The organism is Herbidospora galbida (assembly GCF_005233835.1).
GTDB lineage: Bacteria > Actinomycetota > Actinomycetes > Streptosporangiales > Streptosporangiaceae > Herbidospora > Herbidospora galbida.
The window spans coordinates 21,284-42,151 of the sequence record NZ_SZQA01000006.1 but is presented as its reverse complement, the minus strand read 5'-3'; the positions used below and the strand labels follow the sequence as shown (position 1 = coordinate 42,151).

Annotated in this window: 19 protein-coding genes; 6 read left to right on the top strand and 13 right to left on the bottom strand. The window is 70.2% G+C overall.

Annotated features, from left to right (window positions below):
* The first annotated feature begins 24 nt into the window (after positions 1–24).
* Positions 25–1,089: a quinone-dependent dihydroorotate dehydrogenase gene (locus tag FDA94_RS08755; protein ID WP_137246535.1), complete on the top strand. Its 1,065-nt coding sequence runs from the start codon at positions 25–27 to the stop codon at positions 1,087–1,089.
* On the opposite strand, the gene FDA94_RS08750 is transcribed toward FDA94_RS08755, so the two are convergent.
* The 6 genes from FDA94_RS08750 to FDA94_RS08725 all read right to left on the bottom strand — a co-directional run bounded on the left by FDA94_RS08750 (position 1,060) and on the right by FDA94_RS08725 (position 6,552).
* On the bottom strand, positions 1,060–2,568 hold the full coding sequence (locus tag FDA94_RS08750) for a beta-N-acetylhexosaminidase (protein WP_246059668.1): 1,509 nt from the start codon (positions 2,566–2,568) through the stop codon (positions 1,060–1,062). The two genes, FDA94_RS08755 and FDA94_RS08750, sit on opposite strands and share 30 nt — an antisense overlap.
* A 15-nt stretch (positions 2,569–2,583) precedes the next feature.
* Entirely contained in the window at positions 2,584–3,402 is an 819-nt protein-coding gene (locus FDA94_RS08745; protein ID WP_137246533.1) for an N-acetylmuramoyl-L-alanine amidase, read from the bottom strand.
* A gap of 93 nt (positions 3,403–3,495) precedes the next feature.
* Positions 3,496–3,735 (bottom strand): hypothetical protein, encoded by a 240-nt coding sequence (locus tag FDA94_RS08740; RefSeq protein WP_137246532.1) that lies wholly within the window; start codon positions 3,733–3,735, stop codon positions 3,496–3,498.
* Positions 3,736–3,814: 79 nt separating this feature from the next.
* Positions 3,815–4,912 (bottom strand): LacI family DNA-binding transcriptional regulator, encoded by a 1,098-nt coding sequence (locus FDA94_RS08735; RefSeq protein ID WP_062356307.1) that lies wholly within the window; start codon positions 4,910–4,912, stop codon positions 3,815–3,817.
* A gap of 247 nt (positions 4,913–5,159) precedes the next feature.
* A complete protein-coding gene (gene bldC / locus FDA94_RS08730; protein ID WP_013133571.1) occupies positions 5,160–5,363 on the bottom strand; it encodes a developmental transcriptional regulator BldC in 204 nt (67 codons plus the stop codon).
* A 322-nt stretch (positions 5,364–5,685) separates the two neighbouring features.
* Positions 5,686–6,552 carry a DUF8083 family protein gene (locus FDA94_RS08725; RefSeq protein WP_137246531.1) on the bottom strand — a complete coding sequence of 289 codons (867 nt, stop codon included), beginning with the start codon at positions 6,550–6,552 and terminating at the stop codon, positions 5,686–5,688.
* Between the two features lie 128 nt (positions 6,553–6,680).
* Between FDA94_RS08725 and FDA94_RS08720 the strand changes: the two genes are divergently transcribed.
* Positions 6,681–7,766 carry a Leu/Phe/Val dehydrogenase gene (locus FDA94_RS08720; protein ID WP_137246530.1) on the top strand — a complete coding sequence of 362 codons (1,086 nt, stop codon included), beginning with the start codon at positions 6,681–6,683 and terminating at the stop codon, positions 7,764–7,766.
* Between the two features lie 152 nt (positions 7,767–7,918).
* Positions 7,919–8,155, top strand: coding sequence for a DUF3073 domain-containing protein (locus FDA94_RS08715; protein ID WP_062356318.1), 237 nt, complete (start codon positions 7,919–7,921; stop codon positions 8,153–8,155).
* Positions 8,156–8,375: 220 nt separating this feature from the next.
* Here FDA94_RS08715 and purM read toward each other — a convergent pair whose 3' ends face one another.
* Complete coding sequence (purM, locus tag FDA94_RS08710; RefSeq protein ID WP_137246529.1) at positions 8,376–9,401, bottom strand: phosphoribosylformylglycinamidine cyclo-ligase; 1,026 nt, start codon at positions 9,399–9,401, stop codon at positions 8,376–8,378.
* Positions 9,398–10,834 carry an amidophosphoribosyltransferase gene (purF, locus tag FDA94_RS08705; protein WP_137246528.1) on the bottom strand — a complete coding sequence of 479 codons (1,437 nt, stop codon included), beginning with the start codon at positions 10,832–10,834 and terminating at the stop codon, positions 9,398–9,400. The genes purM and purF overlap by 4 nt, the downstream gene beginning before the upstream one ends.
* 128 nt (positions 10,835–10,962) lie before the next feature.
* Here purF and FDA94_RS08700 point away from each other — a divergent pair, with 128 nt between their 5' ends.
* Positions 10,963–11,688: a DUF4190 domain-containing protein gene (locus FDA94_RS08700; RefSeq protein ID WP_137246527.1), complete on the top strand. Its 726-nt coding sequence runs from the start codon at positions 10,963–10,965 to the stop codon at positions 11,686–11,688.
* On the opposite strand, the gene FDA94_RS08695 is transcribed toward FDA94_RS08700, so the two are convergent.
* On the bottom strand, positions 11,685–12,125 hold the full coding sequence (locus FDA94_RS08695; RefSeq protein WP_137246526.1) for a sterol carrier family protein: 441 nt from the start codon (positions 12,123–12,125) through the stop codon (positions 11,685–11,687). The two genes, FDA94_RS08700 and FDA94_RS08695, sit on opposite strands and share 4 nt — an antisense overlap.
* A 144-nt stretch (positions 12,126–12,269) precedes the next feature.
* Here FDA94_RS08695 and FDA94_RS08690 point away from each other — a divergent pair, with 144 nt between their 5' ends.
* Entirely contained in the window at positions 12,270–14,357 is a 2,088-nt protein-coding gene (locus tag FDA94_RS08690; protein ID WP_137246697.1) for a PhoX family protein, read from the top strand.
* Here the strand turns inward: FDA94_RS08690 and FDA94_RS08685 are convergent.
* On the bottom strand, positions 14,354–15,757 hold the full coding sequence (locus FDA94_RS08685) for an MFS transporter (RefSeq protein ID WP_137246525.1): 1,404 nt from the start codon (positions 15,755–15,757) through the stop codon (positions 14,354–14,356). The genes FDA94_RS08690 and FDA94_RS08685 overlap by 4 nt on opposite strands.
* An 81-nt stretch (positions 15,758–15,838) precedes the next feature.
* On the opposite strand from FDA94_RS08685, the gene FDA94_RS08680 reads away from it, so the two are divergent.
* Positions 15,839–16,522 carry a TetR/AcrR family transcriptional regulator gene (locus FDA94_RS08680; protein ID WP_212735238.1) on the top strand — a complete coding sequence of 228 codons (684 nt, stop codon included), beginning with the start codon at positions 15,839–15,841 and terminating at the stop codon, positions 16,520–16,522.
* Here FDA94_RS08680 and FDA94_RS08675 read toward each other — a convergent pair.
* Genes FDA94_RS08675 through FDA94_RS08665 form a run of 3 tightly spaced genes read right to left on the bottom strand, consistent with a single transcriptional unit; the run spans position 16,461 to position 20,642 of the window.
* Complete coding sequence (locus tag FDA94_RS08675; protein ID WP_246059666.1) at positions 16,461–17,846, bottom strand: MFS transporter; 1,386 nt, start codon at positions 17,844–17,846, stop codon at positions 16,461–16,463. The two genes, FDA94_RS08680 and FDA94_RS08675, sit on opposite strands and share 62 nt — an antisense overlap.
* Complete coding sequence (locus FDA94_RS08670; RefSeq protein WP_062337460.1) at positions 17,843–18,508, bottom strand: Crp/Fnr family transcriptional regulator; 666 nt, start codon at positions 18,506–18,508, stop codon at positions 17,843–17,845. Before FDA94_RS08670 ends, FDA94_RS08675 begins: the two co-directional genes overlap by 4 nt.
* 16 nt (positions 18,509–18,524) lie before the next feature.
* Entirely contained in the window at positions 18,525–20,642 is a 2,118-nt protein-coding gene (locus FDA94_RS08665; RefSeq protein ID WP_246059664.1) for an adenylate/guanylate cyclase domain-containing protein, read from the bottom strand.
* Positions 20,643–20,868: the final 226 nt, after the last annotated feature.

The window sequence follows — 20,868 nt, the reverse complement described above, 5'->3', positions numbered from 1 at the left end:
TCGAAGTGGATACGCTGGCCGGTGATGTCGTACCGAATGCTCTTCACGTGGGTCCTGCGCCGCACCGACGCGGAGAAGATCCACCATCTGACGATCCGACTGCTCGCGACCCTGTCGGTCCTGCCGGTCGTGAAGCGGATCCTCCATGCCCTCCTGGCGCCCCGTGACGAGTCCCTGCGGGTCCAGGCGTTCGGGGTGCACTTCCCGACGCCGTTCGGGCTCGCGGCGGGGTTCGACAAGAACGCCGAGTGCGTCCCGGCGCTGAGCGCGCTCGGCTTCGGTCACGTCGAGGTCGGCACGATCACGGCCCACGCCCAGCCCGGCAACGCCCGCCCGCGCCTGTTCCGGCTGATCCCCGAGAAGGCGATCATCAACCGGATGGGCTTCAACAACGAGGGCGCCAAGATGGCCGCCCGCCGGTTGAAGCGGGTCCGCGGGGTGCCCGCCGTGGTCGGGGTGAACATCGGCAAGACCAAGGTCGTCCCCGAAGAGGAGGCGACCCGCGACTACGTCGCCAGCGCCAGGGTACTCGCCGGGCTGGCCGACTACCTGGTCGTCAACGTCTCCTCGCCGAACACGCCCGGCCTGCGCAACCTCCAGGCGGTCGACCTGCTGCGCCCGCTGCTGACCGAGGTCAAGGCGGTCGCGGGCCGCACCCCGCTGCTGGTGAAGATCGCCCCCGACCTGGCCGACGAGGACATCGACGAGGTCGCCGAACTGGCCGCCGAACTCGGCCTGGCCGGCATCATCGCGACCAACACCACGATCAGCCGCGCGGGCGTCTCCAGCACCGAGACGGGCGGCCTGTCGGGCCGTCCGCTGAAAGACCGGTCGCTGGAGGTCCTGCGCCGCCTCCACGCCAAGGTCGGCGACCGCCTGGTGCTGGTCTCCGTCGGCGGCGTGGAAGACGTCGACGACGTCTGGGAGCGCCTGCTGGCCGGTGCCACGCTCGTCCAGGGCTACACCGGCCTGATCTACGGCGGCCCGCTGTGGGCCTGGGACATCAACCGGCAGCTGTCCCGCCGGCTGCGTCGCCACGGTCTCTCCTCGGTACGCGACCTACATGCTCGGGCGGGTCGAGTCGGCTGACAGCGTCAGCTCGTCGAGATGGCGCATGACGGCGGCGACGTCGAACCGGCCCGGCGTGTGGGGGCGTGAGCGCTGCCAGGGCCTCGGCCCGTCGAGCGGGCGGTAGTTGACGCCCGCCGCGTCCAGCCGGCCCAGATGGCGTTCCAGGCGGCCCCGGAAGTCCGGCGCCGCCGGCCGGCCCGTCCAGGCGATCTCGGCCATCGCACAGCCCCGGGGCCAGGCCTTGTAGTCGAGGGTGCGGCTGTCGGGGATGTACTCCGACCACAGCTGGAACTGCACGCCCATGTGGCCGGAGACGTCGAAGGCGGCCACGTCGGCCATGGTGATCGTCTCGCCCAGCGCGGCCGGTTCGTCGGCCGATGCCGCCTCGGCGTAGTCGAAGTAGAGCGGGAACACCGGCGTGAGCACCACGTCGTGACCCGCGGCGGCGGCCCGCCGGGCGACGTTCATGCCGCGCCAGGGCATCACGATCGTGTCCTCGCGCAGCATGCCGCTGACGAACGCCTCGTCCCACACGACCGCCCGGCTGCCCCGCTCGGCCAGCAGGTCGGCCAGCCGCCGCAGGAACCAGGCGTGCAGGTCTCCTGGAGTGGCCAGGTCCTGCGCCCGCTGGAAGGCCGTGATCTCGGTGGACGCGGACCAGGCGTCGAGCACGCACTCGTCGCCGCCGATGTGGAAGAACGGGGTCTCGCCGAGCGCGCCGAGGATCTCGTCGAAGATCGTGGCCAGGAAGTCGATCGTCTTGGGCAGCGGGGCGAGGATGGCGGGGGAGATGCCCCACCGTTCCAAAACCTTGTGCCGCTGCGACGGGTCGGCGCCGAACTCGGGGTAGGCCGCCAGGATCGCCGACGCGTGGCCCGGAACGTCGATCTCCGGCACGACCGTGACCGCCCGCTGCCGGGCATAGGCCGCGATCTCCCGCAGATCGTCGAGCGTGTAGAAGCCGCCGTGGGGGGTTCCGTCGTAGGTCTCCGGCTCGCCCTTGCGCGAGGTGATCGTCTGGGCGCGGTGGGAACCGATCTCGTGCAGGCGCGGATAGGCCCGCGACTCGACCCGCCAGCCCTGGTCGTCGGCCAGGTGGAGGTGCAGCCGGTTCAGCTTGTGCATCGCCAGCAGGTCGATCATCCGCAGCACGTCGTGCTTGGGCAGGAAGTGCCGGGAGACGTCCAGATGCGCGCCGCGCCACGACAGCGCGGGGGCGTCGGTGATCCGGACGCAGGGCACCTCGTATCGCTCGAACCCGGGAGCCGCCCGGAAGGCGCCGGGAGGCAGCAGCTGCCGCAGCGTCTGGGCCGCGTAGAAGGCTCCCGAGGTGTCACCCGCGATGATCTCGACCCCGTCGGCCCGCACGGTGAGCGTGTAGGCCTCGGGGGCGACGTGATGGCGTACCGAGACCGGTTCCTCCCCGAAGCCGGGCGTGAGCGTGCAGACGCCCGGGAGGGGTTCGACGGACCGGGGGGCAGGCAGGAAGTGGTGCATGCCCTCGATCATGGATTACTTCAGGTAGGTCTGGAAGCTGCCCGCCAAGGCCTCGGCGAGGTCCTGCCGCCACGCGGCGCTCTTCAGCTTGGCCGCGTCGCCGGCGTTGCGCATGTTGCCCGACTCGATGAAGACCTTCGGCACCGTCGACAGGTTCAGCCCGCCCAGGTCGGAGCGGTAGTCGAGGGCGTTCTTGCCGATGTAGTTGGCGTAGGGCATGCCGGTCTGCTTCTTCACGGCGTTGCGTACGGCGAGGCCGAGCTTGGCCGACTTGGCGACCACCGGGTCGACCGGGCCGTTGATCTTCTTCGGCATGATGACGTGGAAGCCGTGACTGCCCGAGCCGGCGCCGTCGGCGTGGATCGAGATGGCGAGGTCGGCCTTGGCCTTGTTGCCGATCGCGGCGCGCTGGGTGATGCACGGCCCGACGCCGGTGTTGTCGTCGCGGGTCAGCTTGACCGTGGCGCCCTCGGCCCGCAGCAGCTTGGCGAGGCGGACCGAGACGTCCCAGGTGAACGCGGCCTCGGAGTAGCCGTCGTTGGTCGCGGTGCCGGTGGTGTCGCAGGCCTTCTTCTGGGTCAGGACGTCGACCTGCTTGTTGATGACGTCGGGGCGCTTGTAGTTGCCGCCGTTGTGACCGGGGTCGATCACGATGACCTTGCCCGCGAGCGGTTTCGCGGGAGCCTGCGCGGGCGCGGCGACCGCTTCAGCGGTGCTCTTCTGCACGACGGCCGGGGCAGACTCGGCACCCGCGGCCACCCCGCCACCGCACGCGGCGGTTCCCAGACCGATCACGGCCAGAGCGGCGGCGGTGAGCGCCGGACGAGTCTTCATCACGGTGGTTCCTCTCGCAGGCGGGCAGTACAAGCACCCAACCTACGCGTTCCCTGGCCGTGACCTGGCCGTTATGTGAGTAAAGGATGCAAATCACCCAGAGCTCAGGTTCTGGATCTGCAGCAGGGCCGCCAGTTCGCGGGCCTCCTCGGCGTCGAGACCGAGGACGACCCGGGGACGGCCCCACGGGTGGTCGATCGAATGCGCCACATAGCTGGCCACGGACTCGTCGCCCGTCTCGGTCCGGCCCCGGGAATGGCGCCAGTGGCCCCAGGCCCGTTCGAGTTCGGCCGCCGCGCGCTGGGCACAGGAGACCAACTCTGGATCACGCATTGAATTCCCCCAGATCTTCACCGTCCGGCGTCGTGGCCCGAGTCAACACGGACCGTGACCCGACGCCGGACCGGTTGACCTAGCTTTGGGAATCCTTTGGCGCGGGCCCAGTGCTGCGGCGGGTGATCAGCTGCGGCGTCACCTGGCGCAGGCGCGAGTTCTTGCCGGGCTCGGAGATCCGGTCGCTGAGCAGCGCGGCGGCCGAGCGGCCCATCGCGCGGCGCGGCTGGTCGACCGAGGTCAGCGAGATGTGGTGGACGGCGGCCAGGTGCGTGTTGTCGTAACCGACGACCGACAGGTCTTCGGGGACCCGCAGCCCGAGCTCGCTGGCGGCGGTGAGCACCCCGAGGGCGACGACGTCGTTGGCGGCGAAGATGGCGGTCGGCCGAGGGTCGCGCTCGAGCAGGGCCAGCGCCGCGCGGCGGCCGCCCTCCTCGGTGAAGTCACCGTGCTCGACCATGATGTACGGCGCCAGCGCGTGACGGCGCATGGCCACCAGATAGCCCTCGCACCGGCAACGGGCCGCGGATGAGGGGGTGCCCTCGATATGGGCGATCCGGCGGTGTCCGAGCTCGACGAGATGGTCGACCGCGAGACGCGCGCCGAGCTGGTCGTCGTCGACGACGATGTCGACGCTCTCGAGGTCGACGTCACGTTCTCCGACGACGACGGTCGGCGTGTAGGCGGCGGCCTCGGCCAGCGTGTCGCTGGAGGGGGCGACGCCCAGCAGCACCAGGCCGTCGACGCGCAGTTCGAGGAAGGCCTCGACGGCTTCGTCCTCGAACGCCGGGTCGAACCGGCCGGAGCCGATGAGCAGCCGCAGGCCCTCACCGTGGAGGCTCTCCTGGAGGCCGTCGAGGAACTCGGCGTAGAACGGGTTGTGCAGGTCGGCGACGAGGGCCCCGACCAGATGAGTGCGGCCTTCGACGAGACTGCGGGCGACGGCGTTGGGCCGGTATCCCAGCTCCCTGGCCGCCTGCAGAACCGCCTCCCGGCGATGTTCGCTCACATGAGGTGAGCCGCGAAGGACCAGCGAGACCAGGGACTTAGAGACGCCCGCGCGCTCGGCTACGTTGCGAATCGTCGGCCGTGGCCGTGGACTGAATCCGTCGAGTCCGGTAGGTCCGGGTACCGCGATGTCGCGCCGGGCAGTGGTCTGCATGGACGGTCCTGACATGGTTCTCCCCACGATGCGCGGATGTGCACCTGCCAAGAAGAACGATCGAGAGCCGAATAAGGTACGGCCGACTTGTCTCGATCCTTGAGAAAGCTGTCAGGACGAAGCGGGAGGGGCCACGGAACCGGTGGGGGTTGGCGCCGGGCGGGCGGCGCCTTTCCACACCCCTACTGCAGGTGTGCGGCTGTTGGACGCGCTCACTCACGCGAGCGCGCCATCCCCCTCGTGGTTGCGACCCCCCGCTGCGTTACTCCGAACGCTGCTGCGGAATCCCCGCCAGCAGCGCCCTCACCTCGGTCTCCCGGTAACGCCGGTGCCCACCGAGCGTGCGGATGGACGTCAACTTGCCGGCCTTCGCCCACCGCGTGACGGTCTTGGGGTCGACCCGGAACATCGTTGCGACCTCCGCCGGGGTGAGCAGTGGCTCTGCCTCGGGTGTACGAGCTGACATTTGTGCGGCCTCTCCTCCGTGTGGACCGGCGACAGCGATCCTGCGACTTATATCTGCGCTTGTCACGGGATGTCCCTCAATGATCCATAACGTGCGGTTTCACGGACCATTTGCGGCATCACCCGATGTGACCATACAGCCACGTAGCGCGATTGGCGAGCCCTCTGGGCACAACGTCTCGACCACGTGTTGATGTCACGCTCGGTGATTCTAGCGACACGTTTCGTGGTATCGCAGTGAAAACGGCAAACTACTCAGTTCGCAGTTGTTAGATCGCGCATCTCCTGACCCAACGTTGCAGGTCAGCGTCGGGTGATTACGGTCAGTTAGCCGATTCGAGGCTCTGCACTGACCGCCAGCGGAGGATCACCCGTTGGTACATGGCGAAGGCAAGTTCTTCCTGACCGTTGTCCAAACCCGTGAGAGCGGCGGCCAGCTCGGCCACCGACTGATCGGCCTGGAGGGTCTCGTCGTCCATGAGGTGGACGATGCCGCCGTAATCGAGCTCCACCAGCGAGTGGGGGTGGAACTCCTCCAGCCAGCGGCCCACTTCCTCGACGTCGGTCAGCGTGTCGACGTCGCCCACGTGACGGCGGATGACCACCAGGGCGCGGGCCACCCGCTTCCTGGCCTGGGCCATCGAGGTGACGTAGAGCATGTTCCTGGCCGGGGCCATGGTCACGCCGGTCGACGACTCGGGCTCCTGCTCGCCGCGCAGGACCAGCCAGCGCTCGGCGGAGTCGAACGGCACGAACCAGGGCGTCGGCACGTGCCAGGTGCTGGTCATGATGTGCATGCGCAGCGAGGGCTCACCGCGCTTGAAGGCGTCGAACTCCTCGGCCGTGCGCTCCGCGACCGGCGGGGGGACGAAGCGGTTGGCCAGCTTGGTCGGGAGGCTGCCGCGCCACGAGGCGAAGGCCAGCCACGACCGCAGCCGGGTCTGCCACGGGCAGACGTAGAGGACGCCGTCGACCCGGCGCAGATAGGCGTTGTGACTCTCCGCCGCCGGCGCCGGGGCGGGTGGGACCCGCAACAGCCGGCGTAGCGACTCCTCGTGCTCCACCGCGAGGGCGCCCGCGCGGCGGGGCCGCCGCGGGTTCTGGGCATAGGCGTTCCACCGAAGGCGATCCTGCTCGGAGAAGGCGCTCAGCGGCTCATAGACGCGGAGATACGCGGCGTAGGGCAGCACAACGGCATCGTGCCATGCCACGCCGCGTCACGCATTGGGCGGCGTTCCGTAATCCATGATCGTCGCTACGCTGGGAGGTGGAACCGCCGCAACGGGGCGGCGGACACAGACGATCAGGAGTCACCAAAGTGACCGACGTCTTCGGGCTTTCCCACAAGGATCAGACCCGTCACGAACAGGTCGTGTTCTGCGCCGACGACAAGTCCGGCCTCTACGCGATCATCGCCATCCACAACACCGCCCTCGGCCCCGGCCTGGGTGGAACACGTTTCTATCCCTACCCGGACGAATCCGCCGCGCTGGCCGACGTGCTGAACCTGTCGCGGGCGATGGCGTACAAGAACGCGCTCGCCGGCCTCGACCACGGCGGCGGCAAAGCGGTGATCATCGGGGATCCCGCGACCGACAAGTCCGAGGCCCTGCTGCGCGCCTACGGCAAGTTCGTCCAGTCGCTCGGCGGGCGCTACTACACCGCCTGTGACGTGGGCACCTACAGCGAGGACATGGACCTCATCGCCCGCGAGTGCTCCTACGTCACCGGCCGCACCCCCGCCAACGGCGGCGCCGGCGACAGCTCGATCCTCACCGCCTACGGCGTCTACCAGGGCATGCGGGCCGCCGCCCGGCACGCCTTCGGCGAGACCTCCCTGCGCGGCCGCCGGGTCGGCATCGAGGGGGTCGGCAAGGTGGGCCACCGGCTGGTGGAACACATTCTCGAAGAGGGCGGCGAGGTGGTCGTCTGCGACGTCGACGAACTCGCGGTCGGCCGGATCCGCCAGCGGCATCCCCAGATCGAGGTCGTCCCCGACGCCGCGACCCTGAAGCGGAGCGACATCGACGTGTACGCCCCCTGCGCCCTCGGCGGCGCGCTCGACGACACGGCCGTGGCCGAACTCCGGGCGAAGATCGTCTGCGGCGGGGCCAACAACCAGCTCGCCCACCCCGGGGTCGAGAAGCAACTCGCCGACCGCGGCATCCTGTACGCCCCCGACTACGTGGTGAATTCGGGGGGAGTGATCCAGGTCGCTGATGAGATCGCCGGATTCGACATGGACAGGGCGAGGGCGCGGGCGGGTCAGATCTTCGACACGACCCTGAAAATCTTCGCCATCGCCGACGACGAAGGCGTTCCACCGGCCGTCGCAGCAGATAGGCTGGCGGAGCGCAGAATGTCGGAAGTCGGGCGGCTTAGGGGTATTTGGCTGGGCCGGTGACCGCCGACGCGCATACGGCGTACCGAGCGGGGCGCAAAACAGGTACGGTTGTAGGCGAACGAATTGGCTGACGTCCAAAGTCAGGTGGCGTCAGTGCGTGGTGCGTTAGCGACGAGGGGTCGGGCACGACCCCGCATGAGGGGGTCGAGCCAATGGGGCGCGGCCGAGCCAAGGCCAAGCAGGTCAAGGTTGCCCGCCAGCTGAAGTACAACAGCGGCGGCACCGATCTTGAGCGCCTGCGCGCGGAGCTCGGAGTCGAGGAGCATGTCGATTCCGACCGCACAGACGAGCACGACCCTTATGACGAGTTGGCCGAGCGGTACGCCGACTACGCCAACGTCGATGACGAGGACGATGAGGACGACTCCTCATCCGGGGGCCGTCGTTGAGCGGCACCTGACCCAGCGTTGATCACGCCCGGCGCGGTTCGCCACGCCGGGTGTTTTCCGCGCGACCTCGTGAGGGTCCCGCGCTCCGGGTGACCGGAGTGCATACAGCCATTTTCATACGAGACCGAAAGCGCCGCCCGGGGGCAACCACCACCAGGCGGCCTTTCGTGTTTCCTCAGTGCCCGGCGGCCTTTCGCCGGGCACTGAGGATCGTTCTCGATCAGCGGTATCGCGCTTCGCCCGTGCCCGGCACGATCTCGCCGAGGACCCACGACGGCACGCCGCGGGTGGCGAGGAGTTCCAGCGCCTTGTCGGCGTCTTCCGCCGGGACGATCGCGGCCATGCCGACGCCCAGGTTGAAGGTTTTGTCGAGCTCGGCCTGCGGGACCTTCCCGGCCTCGCCGAGGACCGTGAAGACCGGCGGGACCGTCCACGACGAGCGGTCGAGGACCGCGTCGACACTCCCAGGGAGCGAGCGGGCCAGGTTGGCGGTCAGGCCGCCCCCGGTGATGTGGGCGTAGGCCCGCACCGGCACGTGGGCGGTCAGGGCCAGGCAGTCGAGCGAGTAGATCCGGGTGGGTTCGAGGAGTTCCTCGCCCAGCGTCCGGCCGAACTCGGGGATCTGTGACTCCAGGCCGAGGCCCGCCGTCTTGATGATGTGGCGGACCAGCGAGTAGCCGTTGGAGTGGACCCCCGACGACGCCATGGCCACCACGACGTCGCCCGCGCGGACCCGGTCGGGACCGAGCAGCTCGTCGGCCTCGACGACGCCCGTTCCGGCGCCCGCGAGGTCGTATTCGTCGGGGCCCATCGCGCCCGGGTGTTCGGCGGTCTCGCCGCCGACCAGGGCGCAGCCGGCCTGGCGGCAGCCCTCGGCGACGCCTCCGACGATCTCGGCGATGCGCTCGGGGACCACCTTGCCGCAGGCGATGTAGTCGGTCATGAACAGCGGCTCGGCGCCGCAGACCACCAGGTCGTCGACGACCATGCCGACCAGGTCGATGCCGATAGTGTCGTGCTTGCCGAGCTTGGAGGCCAGCATGACCTTGGTGCCGACCCCGTCGGTCGAGGTCGCCAGCAGCGGCCGGCGGAACTTCAGCAGGGCCGACACGTCGAACAGGCCCGCGAACCCGCTGGCGTCGTCGACGACCTCGGGGCGCCGCGACCGGGCCACCTTCGACTTCATCAGCTCGACGGCGCGGTCACCGGCCTCGATGTCGACACCGGCGGCGGCGTACGAGGTCATGCGCGGGCCTCCAGGACGTACTTGCCGACCTTGTCCTGGTCGATCGGGATGGGGTAGCTGCCGTCGAAGCAGGCCCGGCACAGCTTCTGGGCCGGAATGGTGGTGGCCTCGGTGAGGCCCTCCATCGAGATGTAGCCGAGGGAGTCGGCGCCCAGGTGCTCGCGGATCTCCTCGACGTCCATCGAACCGGCCAGCAGCTCGGCGCGGGTGGCGAAGTCGATGCCGTAGAAGCAGGGCCAGGCCACCGGCGGGGCCGAGATGCGCACGTGGACCTCGGTCGCCCCGGCCTCGCGCAGCATCTTCACGATCGCCCGCTGGGTGTTGCCGCGCACGATCGTGTCGTCGACCACGATCAGCCGCTTGCCCTGGACGATCTCCTTCAGCGGGTTCAGCTTCAGCCGGATGCCGAGCTGGCGGATCGTCTGGGACGGCTGGATGAAGGTGCGCCCCACGTAGGAGTTCTTCACCAGGCCCTGGCCGTAGGGGATGCCGCTCTGCTCGGCGTAGCCGATCGCGGCCGGGGTGCCCGACTCGGGGGTCGGGATCACCAGGTCGGCGTCGACGGGGTGCTCGCGGGCCAGCCGGCGGCCGACCTCGACCCGGGTCGCCTGGACGCCGCGCCCGGCGATCGTGGTGTCGGGGCGGGCCAGGTAGACGTATTCGAACAGGCAGCCCTTGGGGTCGGCCGGGGCGAACCGCTGCGACTTGACCCCGCGCTCGTCGATGGTGAGGAGCTCACCGGGCTCGACCTCGCGCTGGAACGTCGCGCCGACGATGTCGAGGGCGGCCGTCTCGGAGGCCACCACCCAGCCGCGCTCCAGACGGCCCAGGACGAGCGGACGGATGCCCTGGGGGTCTCGGGCCGCGTAGAGCGTCTTCTCGTCCATGAAGACGAGTGAGTAGGCGCCGCGGACCATCGGGAGGAGCCGGGCGGCCGCCTCGTCGATCGGCTCGGAGCGGTCTTTGGCCAGGATCGCGGTGAGGATCTCGCTGTCGGTGGTGGCCCTGGTGGTGCCGGGGGCCACCCGCTCGGCGAGCTCGCCGGTGTTGATCAGGTTGCCGTTGTGGGCCAGCGCGAGGCCGCCCACGTCGGTCGAGCTCAGTGTGGGCTGCGCGTTCTCCCACACACTCGAGCCGGTGGTCGAGTAGCGGCAGTGGCCGATGGCCAGGTGTCCCTTGAGGGTGCCGAGAATCGACTCGTCGAAGACCTGGGCCACCAGGCCCATGTCTTTGTAGACGAGGATGCGGCTGCCCTCGCTGACCGCGATGCCCGCGGACTCCTGGCCGCGGTGCTGCAACGCGTACAGCCCGTAGTAGGTGAGTTTGGAGACATCCTCCCCTGGAGCCCAGACGCCGAAGACGCCACAGGCGTCTTTCGGGCCTTGGTCGAGAGGGTCAAGGTCATGGCTCAGATGGCCGTCGCCCTTCAGCACATGCTTGAGTCTATTTCGGCCTCTTGGCTGCTCGGACCCCCGGGTGGGCTGAACCCGGCGAAATGATCACCAGTGCTTTGCCGTGTCGGCCGCCGTACCCCCGGCCCCGCAGGGGAAGTGACAGGAACATGACCACTCCTGACGAGCCGAGGGACGACCAGCCCAAGCGGCGCATGCCCTGGGACGTTCCGCCCGAACAGGCCCCGGGCAGGCCGTCGCCGGACGCCGAGGACACCGCCGTCTTCAGCGCCCAGCAGCACCCGGGCGGCTCCCTCGGACCCGACCCGGGCCGGCCGGAGAACCGGCCCGAGAACCGGCCTGAGAATCGACCGGAGAACCAGCCGGGATACCGGGCGGAGACGCCGCCCGAAGGCGCACCGCAGGGCCGGCCCGACTATCCGCCGCCCTACGGGACGTCGCCGACTCAGCCCGCCCCCACCGGGCCGAGCGCCTACCAGCCGACCTCCTACCCGCAGGCGCCCTACCCGTCGGCGCCCTACGCCGACAAGCCGCCCGCCAAGGGCGGGCTGGGCACGGCGGCGCTGGTGCTGGGCATCGTGGCCATCGTGCTGCTGCTGGTCTGCGGCCTCGGGCTGCTGGTGGCGGTGGCCGGTGTGATCGTCGGCATCATCGCGATCTCGAAGCGGTCGAACAAGGGACGTGCCGTCGTCGGCCTGATCCTGAGCATCCTGACGCTGGTGATAGGCGCGATCATCATCGGCGTGGTGGTCAACTGGGCCAACAAGAACAACATCGCGGAGTGCTTCGACACCCGGCTGCACCCCACGCAGGAGTCGTCGCAGCAGTGCGTCCAGCGGAAGATCAACGCGCCGGTCTCGGAGGGCGGCTACTAGGCGAGCGGGAGGTAGGGCGACAGGTCGGCCCGGCCGCCGCTCGCCCTGACCCGCCCGTCGGCCAGCGCCGCCGGCCAGTCCTCCCGGCCGGTGGCGAGCCCGATCCACGTGCGGGGATCGGTCTCGACCACGTTCGGCGGGGTGCCCCGGGTGTGCCGGGGCCCCTCGACGCACTGCACGGCGGCGAACGGCGGCACCCGCACCTCGACGGTCCGGCCGGGCGCCCTCGCCACGAGTTCGTCGAGCAGGAACCGCACGGCCGCGCGCAGCGCCTCGCGCTGGGGCGCCGTCTCCCGGCCGTACGCCGACAGCACCGCCGAGACCACGGCGGGACCCGCTGCGCTGTCGGGGCCGTCGAACGGCGGCAGGCCCAGATCTGCCAGCTGGACGTCGAGAGCTGCGCGGACGCGCGAAGGGTCTTGGCGGCGGGGCGGCATGTGCCCATTGTGGCCCGTGGGGATCGTTCACCGATGAGGCGACCGATGTTCACCGTCACTTCGGTCGCCAACAATACGGTCCGGGCGGGGACCTGCGCCGTCTGGGCCGTTCCCCCGATCCCGCGCGACCCCTTTGGAGGAGCTGTGACGAACCCGTCACCGCGTCGATCCCTGCCGCTGCTGACGCCGGCCCACCCGGGCGGCCGCAGCGCCATGACGTGCAAGTACCGCTGTGGCGACGCCTGTTTCCACGAAGTCCCCAACACGAGTGAGAACACCTATTTCGGTGACGTCGTCGCCGACATGTCCCGCCGTGGCGCGCTGCGCGCGGGCGCGCTGGGCGCGCTGGTCCTGTCGGCCGGCGTCGTCGGCGCCGCCGCGACCCCCGCCGCCGCCGACGACAAGTTCACCCTCGACTGGTGGAACAAGGGCGGCAACTGGCACAGCGGCGGCTCCCACCCCTACAAGGGCGGCCTGACCTTCACGCCGGTCGCGCCGAACACCAACGACCAGATCACCGTGCCCAACGGCTACCAGTCGGCGGTCGTGGTCCGGTGGGGCGACCCGGTCGTCCCGGGCGCCCCGGCCTTCGACTTCGAGGCGCAGACGCCCGACGCGCAGGCCAAGCAGTTCGGCTACAACTGCGACTTCGTGACGCTGTTCCAGCTGGGCCGGGACCGCGGCCTGCTGTGGGTGAACCACGAGTACACCAACGAAGAGCTGATGTTCCGCGGCTACACCAACGGCGACAACGCCACCGCCGAGCAGATCGCCATCGCGATGAACGCCCACGGCGGTTCGGTCGTCGAGATCAGGCGCAGCGGCGGCACCGGCCGCTGGGAGCTCGTCACCTCCGGCCCGCGCCGCTACAACCGCCGCATCACGGCCCACACCGAGATGAGGTTCACCGGCCCGGCCGCCGGTTCCAGCCTGCTGAAGACCGCCGCCGACCCGAGCGGCCGCGTCGTCAAGGGCATGCTGAACAACTGCGCCGGCGGCACCACCCCGTGGGGCACCGTGCTGACCGCCGAGGAGAACTTCAACCAGTACTTCGTGAACGCCGGCAAGGCTCCGGCGGACGCCCAGGCCGGGCTGACCCGCTACGCATTCCCCGCCGCCCTCGGCGGCCGCCGCTGGGACCGCGTCGACGAGCGCTTCGACCTGTCGAAGAACCCCAACGAGGCCAACCGCTTCGGCTGGATCGTCGAGATCGACCCGACCGACCCCGACTCGACCCCGATCAAGCGCACCGCGCTCGGCCGGATGGCCCACGAGGCGGCCACCACGACGATCAGCCGTGACGGCCGCCTGGTGGCGTACATGGGCGACGACTCGCGGTTCGAGTACATCTACAAGTTCGTCTCGAAGGACCGCTACGTCCCGGGCAACGACCGCCACAACCGGACGCTGCTCGACAACGGCACCCTCTACGTCGCGCAGTTCACCGGCGACAGCCCGGCCGCCGAGATCGACGGCACCGGCAAGCTGCCCGCCGACAAGGCGTTCGACGGCGTCGGCAAGTGGATCCCGCTGGTCAGCGGCACCAAGTCGTACGTCGCGGGGATGACCGCCGAGCAGGTTCTGGTCTTCACCCGCCTGGCCGCCGACAAGGTCGGCGCGACCAAGATGGACCGTCCGGAGGACATGGAGCGCAACCCGGTCACCGGCACCGTGTTCGTCGCCCTGACCAACAACACCGCGCGCAGCTCCGGCCCCGACGAGGCCAACCCGCGCCTCAACAACAAGCACGGCCACATCCTGGAGATCGCCGAGAACCGCGACGACGCCGCGGCGCTGACCTTCGCATGGACGCTGCCGCTGGTCTGCGGCGACCCCAACGACCCGGGCACCTACTTCGGCGGCTTCGACAAGACCAAGGTCTCGCCGATCTCCTGCCCCGACAACGTGACCTTCGACAAGGACGGCAACCTCTGGATCTCCACGGACGGCAACGCCCTGGGGACCCACGACGGCCTGTTCGCCGTGCCGGTCCGCGGCAAGGACAAGGGCCACGTCCGCCAGTTCCTCACGATGCCCAAGGGCGCCGAGTGCTGCGGTCCGCTGGTGTCGGAGGACCAGAAGTCGGTCTTCGTCGCCGTGCAGCACCCGGGTGAGGGCACCGGCGCCTCGCCGGCCGCCCCGATCTCCCACTTCCCCGACGGCGGGACCTCGCAGCCCCGTCCGTCGGTCGTGGTCGCCTGGCACAAGCAGGGCAAGAAGATCGGCAGCTAGACCAGCGCGGGGTCCCGTTCGTCCTGGGTGACCGTCTCGACGGTCCGGTCCTTGCGGAGGGCGTACAGGGCGACCGGGACCCCGACCAGCACGATCGCCGCGGCGATGAGCAGCGTGAACTGGTAGGCGTCCAGGAACGCCGCCATCGTCGGGGCGGTCTGCCGGGCGTTCAGGATCGCGCCCAGGATGGTGATCCCGAGCAGTCCGAAGACCTCGCGGGAGACGTTGAGCGTTCCGGAGGCGACCCCGGCCCGGTCGGCGGGCACCGCGCCGATGATCACGTCGGTCAGCGGCACGAGCATGCCGCCGCCCGCGCCGAAGATCAGGAACCAGGGCAGCAGGTCGAGATAGGTCGAGCCGACGCCGGTGTTCGACAGGCCCGCCATCGCGACGACCATCAGGGCCAGCCCGGCGGCGACCGACGGGCCGGTGCCGATGCGGCGGGCCAGCTGCGGCGAGAAGACCGCGACGGCCGCCATGAGCAGCGCCATCGGCACGAAGCCCGCCCCGGCCTCGGTGGGGCTGAAGCCGAGCGCGCTCTGCAGGTAGATCGCGGTGAAGAAGTAGATCCCGAACACGCCGAACGCCCACATGCCCATCGACAGCAGGCCGCCGCTGAACACCCGTGAGCGGAACAGGCGCAGGTCGATCATCGGCTGACGGCTGCGCGACTCGATCACCAGGAAGGTCGCGAACGCGACGGCGGCCAGCGCGAACGAGCCCAGGATGAGCCCGGAGGTCCAGCCCTCGCCCTCGCCCTCGATGAGCGCGAAGGTCAGCGCGAACAGCGCGAGCGACGAGCTGAGCACGCCGGGCACGTCGATCCGGACCCCTCGGGTGCGCACGCTCGCCGGCAGGGCGACCGCGGCGATCACCGCCACCACCACGCCGATGGGCAGGTTGATCAGGAAGATCCAGCCCCAGCTGATGTTCTCGCTGAGCAGGCCGCCGGTCAGCGGCCCGACGGCCAGCGCCAAGGCGGAGACGGCCCCCCAGATGCCCACGGCCGTGGCGCGTTCGCGCGCGTCGACGAACGTGGCCCGGATCAGCGCCAGCGACGTCGGCGTCACCAGGGCGGCGCCCACGCCCTGCACGACCCGCGCCGCGATCAGCGTCTCCTGCGACCCGGCCAGCCCTGCCGCCACCGAGGAGGCGGTGAAGACGGCCAGGCCGATGAAGAACATGACGCGAAGCCCGAAGACGTCGGCCAGCCGCCCGCCGGCGAGCAGCAGCCCGGCGAAGGCCAGGATGTAGCCGCTCACGATCCATTCGAGCCCGGCGAGCGTCAGCCCCAGGTCCTGCTCGATCGTCGGCAGGGCGACGTTGACCACGTTGTTGTCGAGGTAGGTCATGAACGTCGCCAGCGACACGGCCGCCAGCACCCACCATCTTGATCGCATTGCTCAGGCCCCCTATACGGAGTACTTGTACGGCGTACATGTACAGTGCATAGCTCAGCTTGTACGTCGTATAGTTGTCAAGTGGCACCTGAGAAGCTGAGCCGGGAATCAGTCGTCGAACGGGCCATCGACCTGATCGACGCCGAAGGGCTCGAGACCGTCACCGTGCGGCGGCTCGCCCAGGAGCTCGGCGTCACGCCGATGGCCCTCTACTGGCACTTCAAGAACAAGGACGAACTGCTCGCGGGCGTGACCGACCACCTGCTGGCGCGGATCCTCGCCGAGGTCACCGACGAGCCCGAGTGGCACGTGCAGGTCCGGGGCGTGGTCGAGCGCCTGGTCGCGCTGCTCGACCGGCATCCGGCGCTGGCGACCCTGCTCCACCTCGTCGACAAGCACCGCGTCGACAGCTTCAACGTCGCCACCAACATGGCTCTCGAACTGCTCCGCCGGGGCGGGTTCACCGTCCAAGAAGGCTTCCTGGTGTCGTCCTACCTGCTGTCGGGCGTGATCGGCCTGGTGGGCGGCGCGCCGGTGTGCCCCACCCCGCTCAGCCCCGCCGAGGCGCGCGAATGGCGCCGGCGCAAGCGCCTGGAGCTGGAGAACCTGTCGGCCGAGCGCTTCCCGCTGCTGATGGAGTTCGCCAAGACCTACGAAGACGAGGCCGACGTGGCCGAGTACTACGCGTACGGCGTCGACCTGCTCATGGCCGGGGTCGAGACGATGGCCGCGCGAGCGCGGCGCACAGCGCCCCGAGAAGGCTGACGCAGAACAGCGTCGCGTACGTCACCCGGAAGCCCCCCATCAGCTGCTCCACCGCAGCGGGGGAGAGCAGCGACAGCGTCGCCTGGTAGACCTGCGCCCGGATCTCCGGCGTGACCGCCCCGGTCAGCAGGGTCAGCGTGGTCGCCACGCTGAGCGACATGCCGAAGTTCTGGATCGTCAGCCGGAACCCGTTGACCACCCCGAGACTCCCCGCCGGGAGCACGTTCATGATCTGCGTGGTGTTACCGGTCAGGAAGGTCCCGTTCCCGCAGCCGGCCAGGAACAGCCCGGCCGCGATCACCGGATAGGACGCCTCGGTCGACAGCGCCAGCACCGCCAGCCCGCACGCCGCGAGCACCGCCCCGCCCACCGACACCGCGTAGGCCCCCAGCCGCCGCGCCAGGGCCCCGGCGAGGGGCGAGGCGAGCGCCATCCCGGCCGGCACCGGCAGGATCGCCAGCCCGGCCTGGAGCGCGTCGACCCCGCGTGCCGCCTGGAAGTAGAGCCCGGCCAGCAGGATCAGCGACGACCGCGCCAGCGCCGCGCAGAACGAGGCCAGGTTGGAGAACACCAGCAGCGGCGCCCCGAACAGGGCGCCGTTCAGAATGGGGTTGGCCGCCCGCCGCTCCACCGCGAACAGGACCGGCGCCAGCGCCGCCGCGACCGCCAGGCCGGCGAGCGATCCCTCGGTCACCGCGTAGAGCGCGGCCGACAGCAGCGCGAAGATCACCAGGTTCCCGGCGGCGTCGACCGGGGCTCGTCGTCCCGGGCTCCCGGGCCGCAGGATGAGGAGCCCGGCGACCAGCGCCAGCAGCCCGGCCGGCACGTTCACCCAGAAGATCCACCGCCACCCGAGCGTGTCGGCGATCAGCCCGCCCAGCGTCGGCCCGGCCAGCTGCGCGATCGACAGGGTGCCGATGTAGACGCCCATGCCCTGGCCCAGCCGGTCGGGCGGGAAGGCGTCGGTGATGATGACGGTCCCGTTGGCCAGGATCATCGAGGCCCCGATCGCCTGCAGCGCCCGCATCGCGATCAGCACGCCCACGTTCGGGGCCAGTCCCGCCAGCGCCGAAGCGGCGGTGAAGAGGGCGAACCCGGCCAGGTAGACCCCGCGCCGCCCCAGCAGGTCGGCCACCCGCCCGAAGAACACCAGGGTCGCCGTGTTCACCAGCATGAACGACAGCAGGATCCAGTTCGACGCGAACGGCGAGGCGTGGAAGTGCCGGACGACCACGGGTAACGCGACGTTCAATGTGCTGCCCGACATGCCGATGAGAATCAGCCCCAGGCCGGTGACGAAGCAGACCCGCCAGGCGTAGCTCACCGGGCTCTCTTGCGCAGCCCGTCCAGGTCGTAGATGATCACGCGGCGTCGGCCGGTCTCGATCAGGCCCCGGTCGCGCAGGCTCCTGAGGGCCTTGCTGACGGCCTCGCGGGACGCGCCGGTCCACCCTGCCAGTTCGTCTTGCGAGAGCGGCAGCATCACTCTCACGCCGCCCGGGGTCTGCTCGCCGTAGCGTTCGGCCAGCTCGACCAGGCGGGTGGCGACCCGGCCGGTGGTGTCGAACGCGCCGTATTCGACCCGCTTGCGGTCGGCGTCGCGCAGCCGGCCGGTGATGAGCTGCAGGAGCAGCACGGCGATGCGGCCGTGCTCGCGCAGGAACGCCGCGAAGTCGCGGACCACGATGGCCTCGATGGGCTCCAGCGCGGTCACGGTGCCCGAGCGGGGGCCCCCGTCGACGGCCGACATATCGCCCAGCAGGGCGCCAGGCCCGCGTACCGCGAGGACGACCTCGGTGCCGCCCGCCGTGTGGGACGACACCTTCACCCGGCCCGAGGTCAGCACGATCACCCAGTCGTTGGTGTCGCCCTCGGTCATGACGGTCTCGCCGCGCTCCCACTGCCGGGGTCGCCCGGCGGCCCGGAGGTCGGCGATCTCCTCGGCGGTGAGGAGGGCCAGGAACTCTCCTGGCTCCGGTGATTTCATGTCGCCAAGTCTTGGGTCAAGCATGGTCGTTCGTAAAATCGATCTCCATGCCGCGCAGCACGTACGCGTGCACGGTGTTGTCCTTGCCCTTCAGCGACAGGTCGCCCAGCGAGACGACGTCGGCCGGGCCGAGCAGGTCGTAGGTCGACTGGCCGATCACGACCGACCCGGGCTCGGCCAGCGCCTGGAGCCGGGCCGCGACGTTGACCGCGTCGCCCATCGCGTTGAAGCCGCGGAACTCGGGGCTGCCGATGTTGCCGACCAGCGCCGGGCCGGTGTTCACGCCCACCCGGAACTTGGGCCACTCGACCTCCGACAGCAGCCCGGCCTCCTGCTCGCGCAGTACCTCGGCCGACACCCGGGCCGCCGCCCGCTGCATCTCCAGACCCGCCTGCGCGGCCCGCCGCGCGTGGTCGGCCTGCGGGGCGGGGGCGTTGAACAGGGCCAGCAGGGCGTCGCCGACGAACTGCACGATCGTGCCGCCGTTGCCGAGGATGCACGGCACCGCCGCGGTGTGGAAGCGGTTCAGCATGTCGACGATCTCGCCGGGCGAGACCTTCTCCGAGAACGTGGTGAAGCCGCGCAGGTCGGCGAACAGGGCGGTGACCTCGGTCAGCGAACCGCCGAGCGCGGCCTTGTTGGGGTCGGCGAGCAGGCTCTTGGCGACGTCGGGGGACATGTAGGCGCGGAAGAGGGTCTCCAGCTCGGCGTACAGCCGGGCGTTCTCCAGGCTGATGGACAGCTGGGTGGCCAGCGTGGCGGCCAGGGCGGCGTCTTGGGAGGTCTGGCCGACCGGCACGGCCAGCGCGCCCGCCAGGTGGCCCTTCACGGTCAGCGGGTGGACCACCGAACCGGACATCTCGACCGGCGACCCGCCGGTCAGGGCGGCCATCTCCTGGGTGGTCAGCGTGGGGGCGCCGCGAGCGCCGAGCGGGGTCAGCGCGCCATCGCTCATGACGCTCACCCGCACGTCCCCGTACGCCTCCCGGACCCGCCGCAGCGATTCGGACAGCAGCTCCGACTCGGGCAGCCCGACCCGGGCCCGGCCGCCGACCTCGACGAGCGCGCCCAGCCGCTCCGACAGCTCCCGCTCGTTCGCCAGGGCCGCGCCGGCCCGGTCGAGCACCGCCGCCTGGCCCTCGGTCAGCTTGAACCGCCCGGCCAGCCGCGTGGCGACCGGCACCCCCGACTCGGTCCGGCGGCGCAGGTGGGAGACGAGCTCCTCCAGGGCCTCCTCGTACTGGGCCTGAATGCGCCGGGCGGTCGCCGACAGGGTGACCGCGTCGAACAGGCCGCTGCTGGAGCCCTCGCGCCGGAACTGGATGTAGGCCGAGTAGGCCACGAAGAAGAACGCCAGCGTCAGCAGCACGTGCCAGAGCCACCAGGAGAGCGCCCAGTTGCGGTGCTCGATCCCGGCGATCATCACCTCGGCCAGCAGCGCGTAGGCGGTGATCAGGGAGATCAGCACGGCGGCCGGTCGCTTGCGGTGCAGGCGGAACATCATGACGGCGGCGGCGACGTACAGGAAGACCCCGATCAGCCCCCAGTAACCGAGGCCGATGCCGCCGGGCGGGAGCTTGTCGGTCAGCGGCGTCAGGCCCGGCACCAGCGACGCGACGCCCCAGGCGACCAGCAGCACGCCCACCGCGATGCGCAGCGGAAGCTGGAGCTTCAGCACCGTCTCGCCCTGCCGGTCGTTGAGCGGCAGGCCCGACAGGAAGGCGAACACCGAGGCGATCATCAGACCGACCGGGTGGGCCAGGTCGAAGCCGACCGTCGCGCCCGGCAGGATGACGGCCGGGGTGGTCAGCGCGTGCAGGGTGAAGAACCCGGCGCTGCTCAGGAAGACCAGCGAGACCAGGAGAAGCCGGGCGTCCCTCCGCCGCGCCGACGCCTGGCTGATCAGCACCCCGAGCACCAGGTTGATCCCGGCGACCACCAGGACCAGCCAGAAGTGGCTCGGGTTGTGCTGCCAGACGTGGTCGAGGTCGACCGTGTGCGGGTCCTCGTCCACCGGGTGGGCCAGCAGCAGCCACAGGCCCAGCATCGGCACGATCATGTGAATGAACCAGACGACCCCCCGCACCGGCTGCGTCGCCGGCGGCAGGAAGGGGTCTTGGTCGTTCGAGGTCACGGAGATCCTCCGGAGGTCAGCCTTGGGCTTGAAGTGCGGGATCCTCCCGAACGGTGCTGATTATTCCGCTGCCTGGGAGCGCGGCCAACGCGAAGAGGCCATACCAGGGATTAATACGCGTTCACCGATGCGAAGACGTGATGTTCCGCTGACATCCAACGGCACACCTTGCTCGTCTATCTCTCTGTCACCTGATGTCACAGGCGTTGGGGTCGTGGGGGCCTCG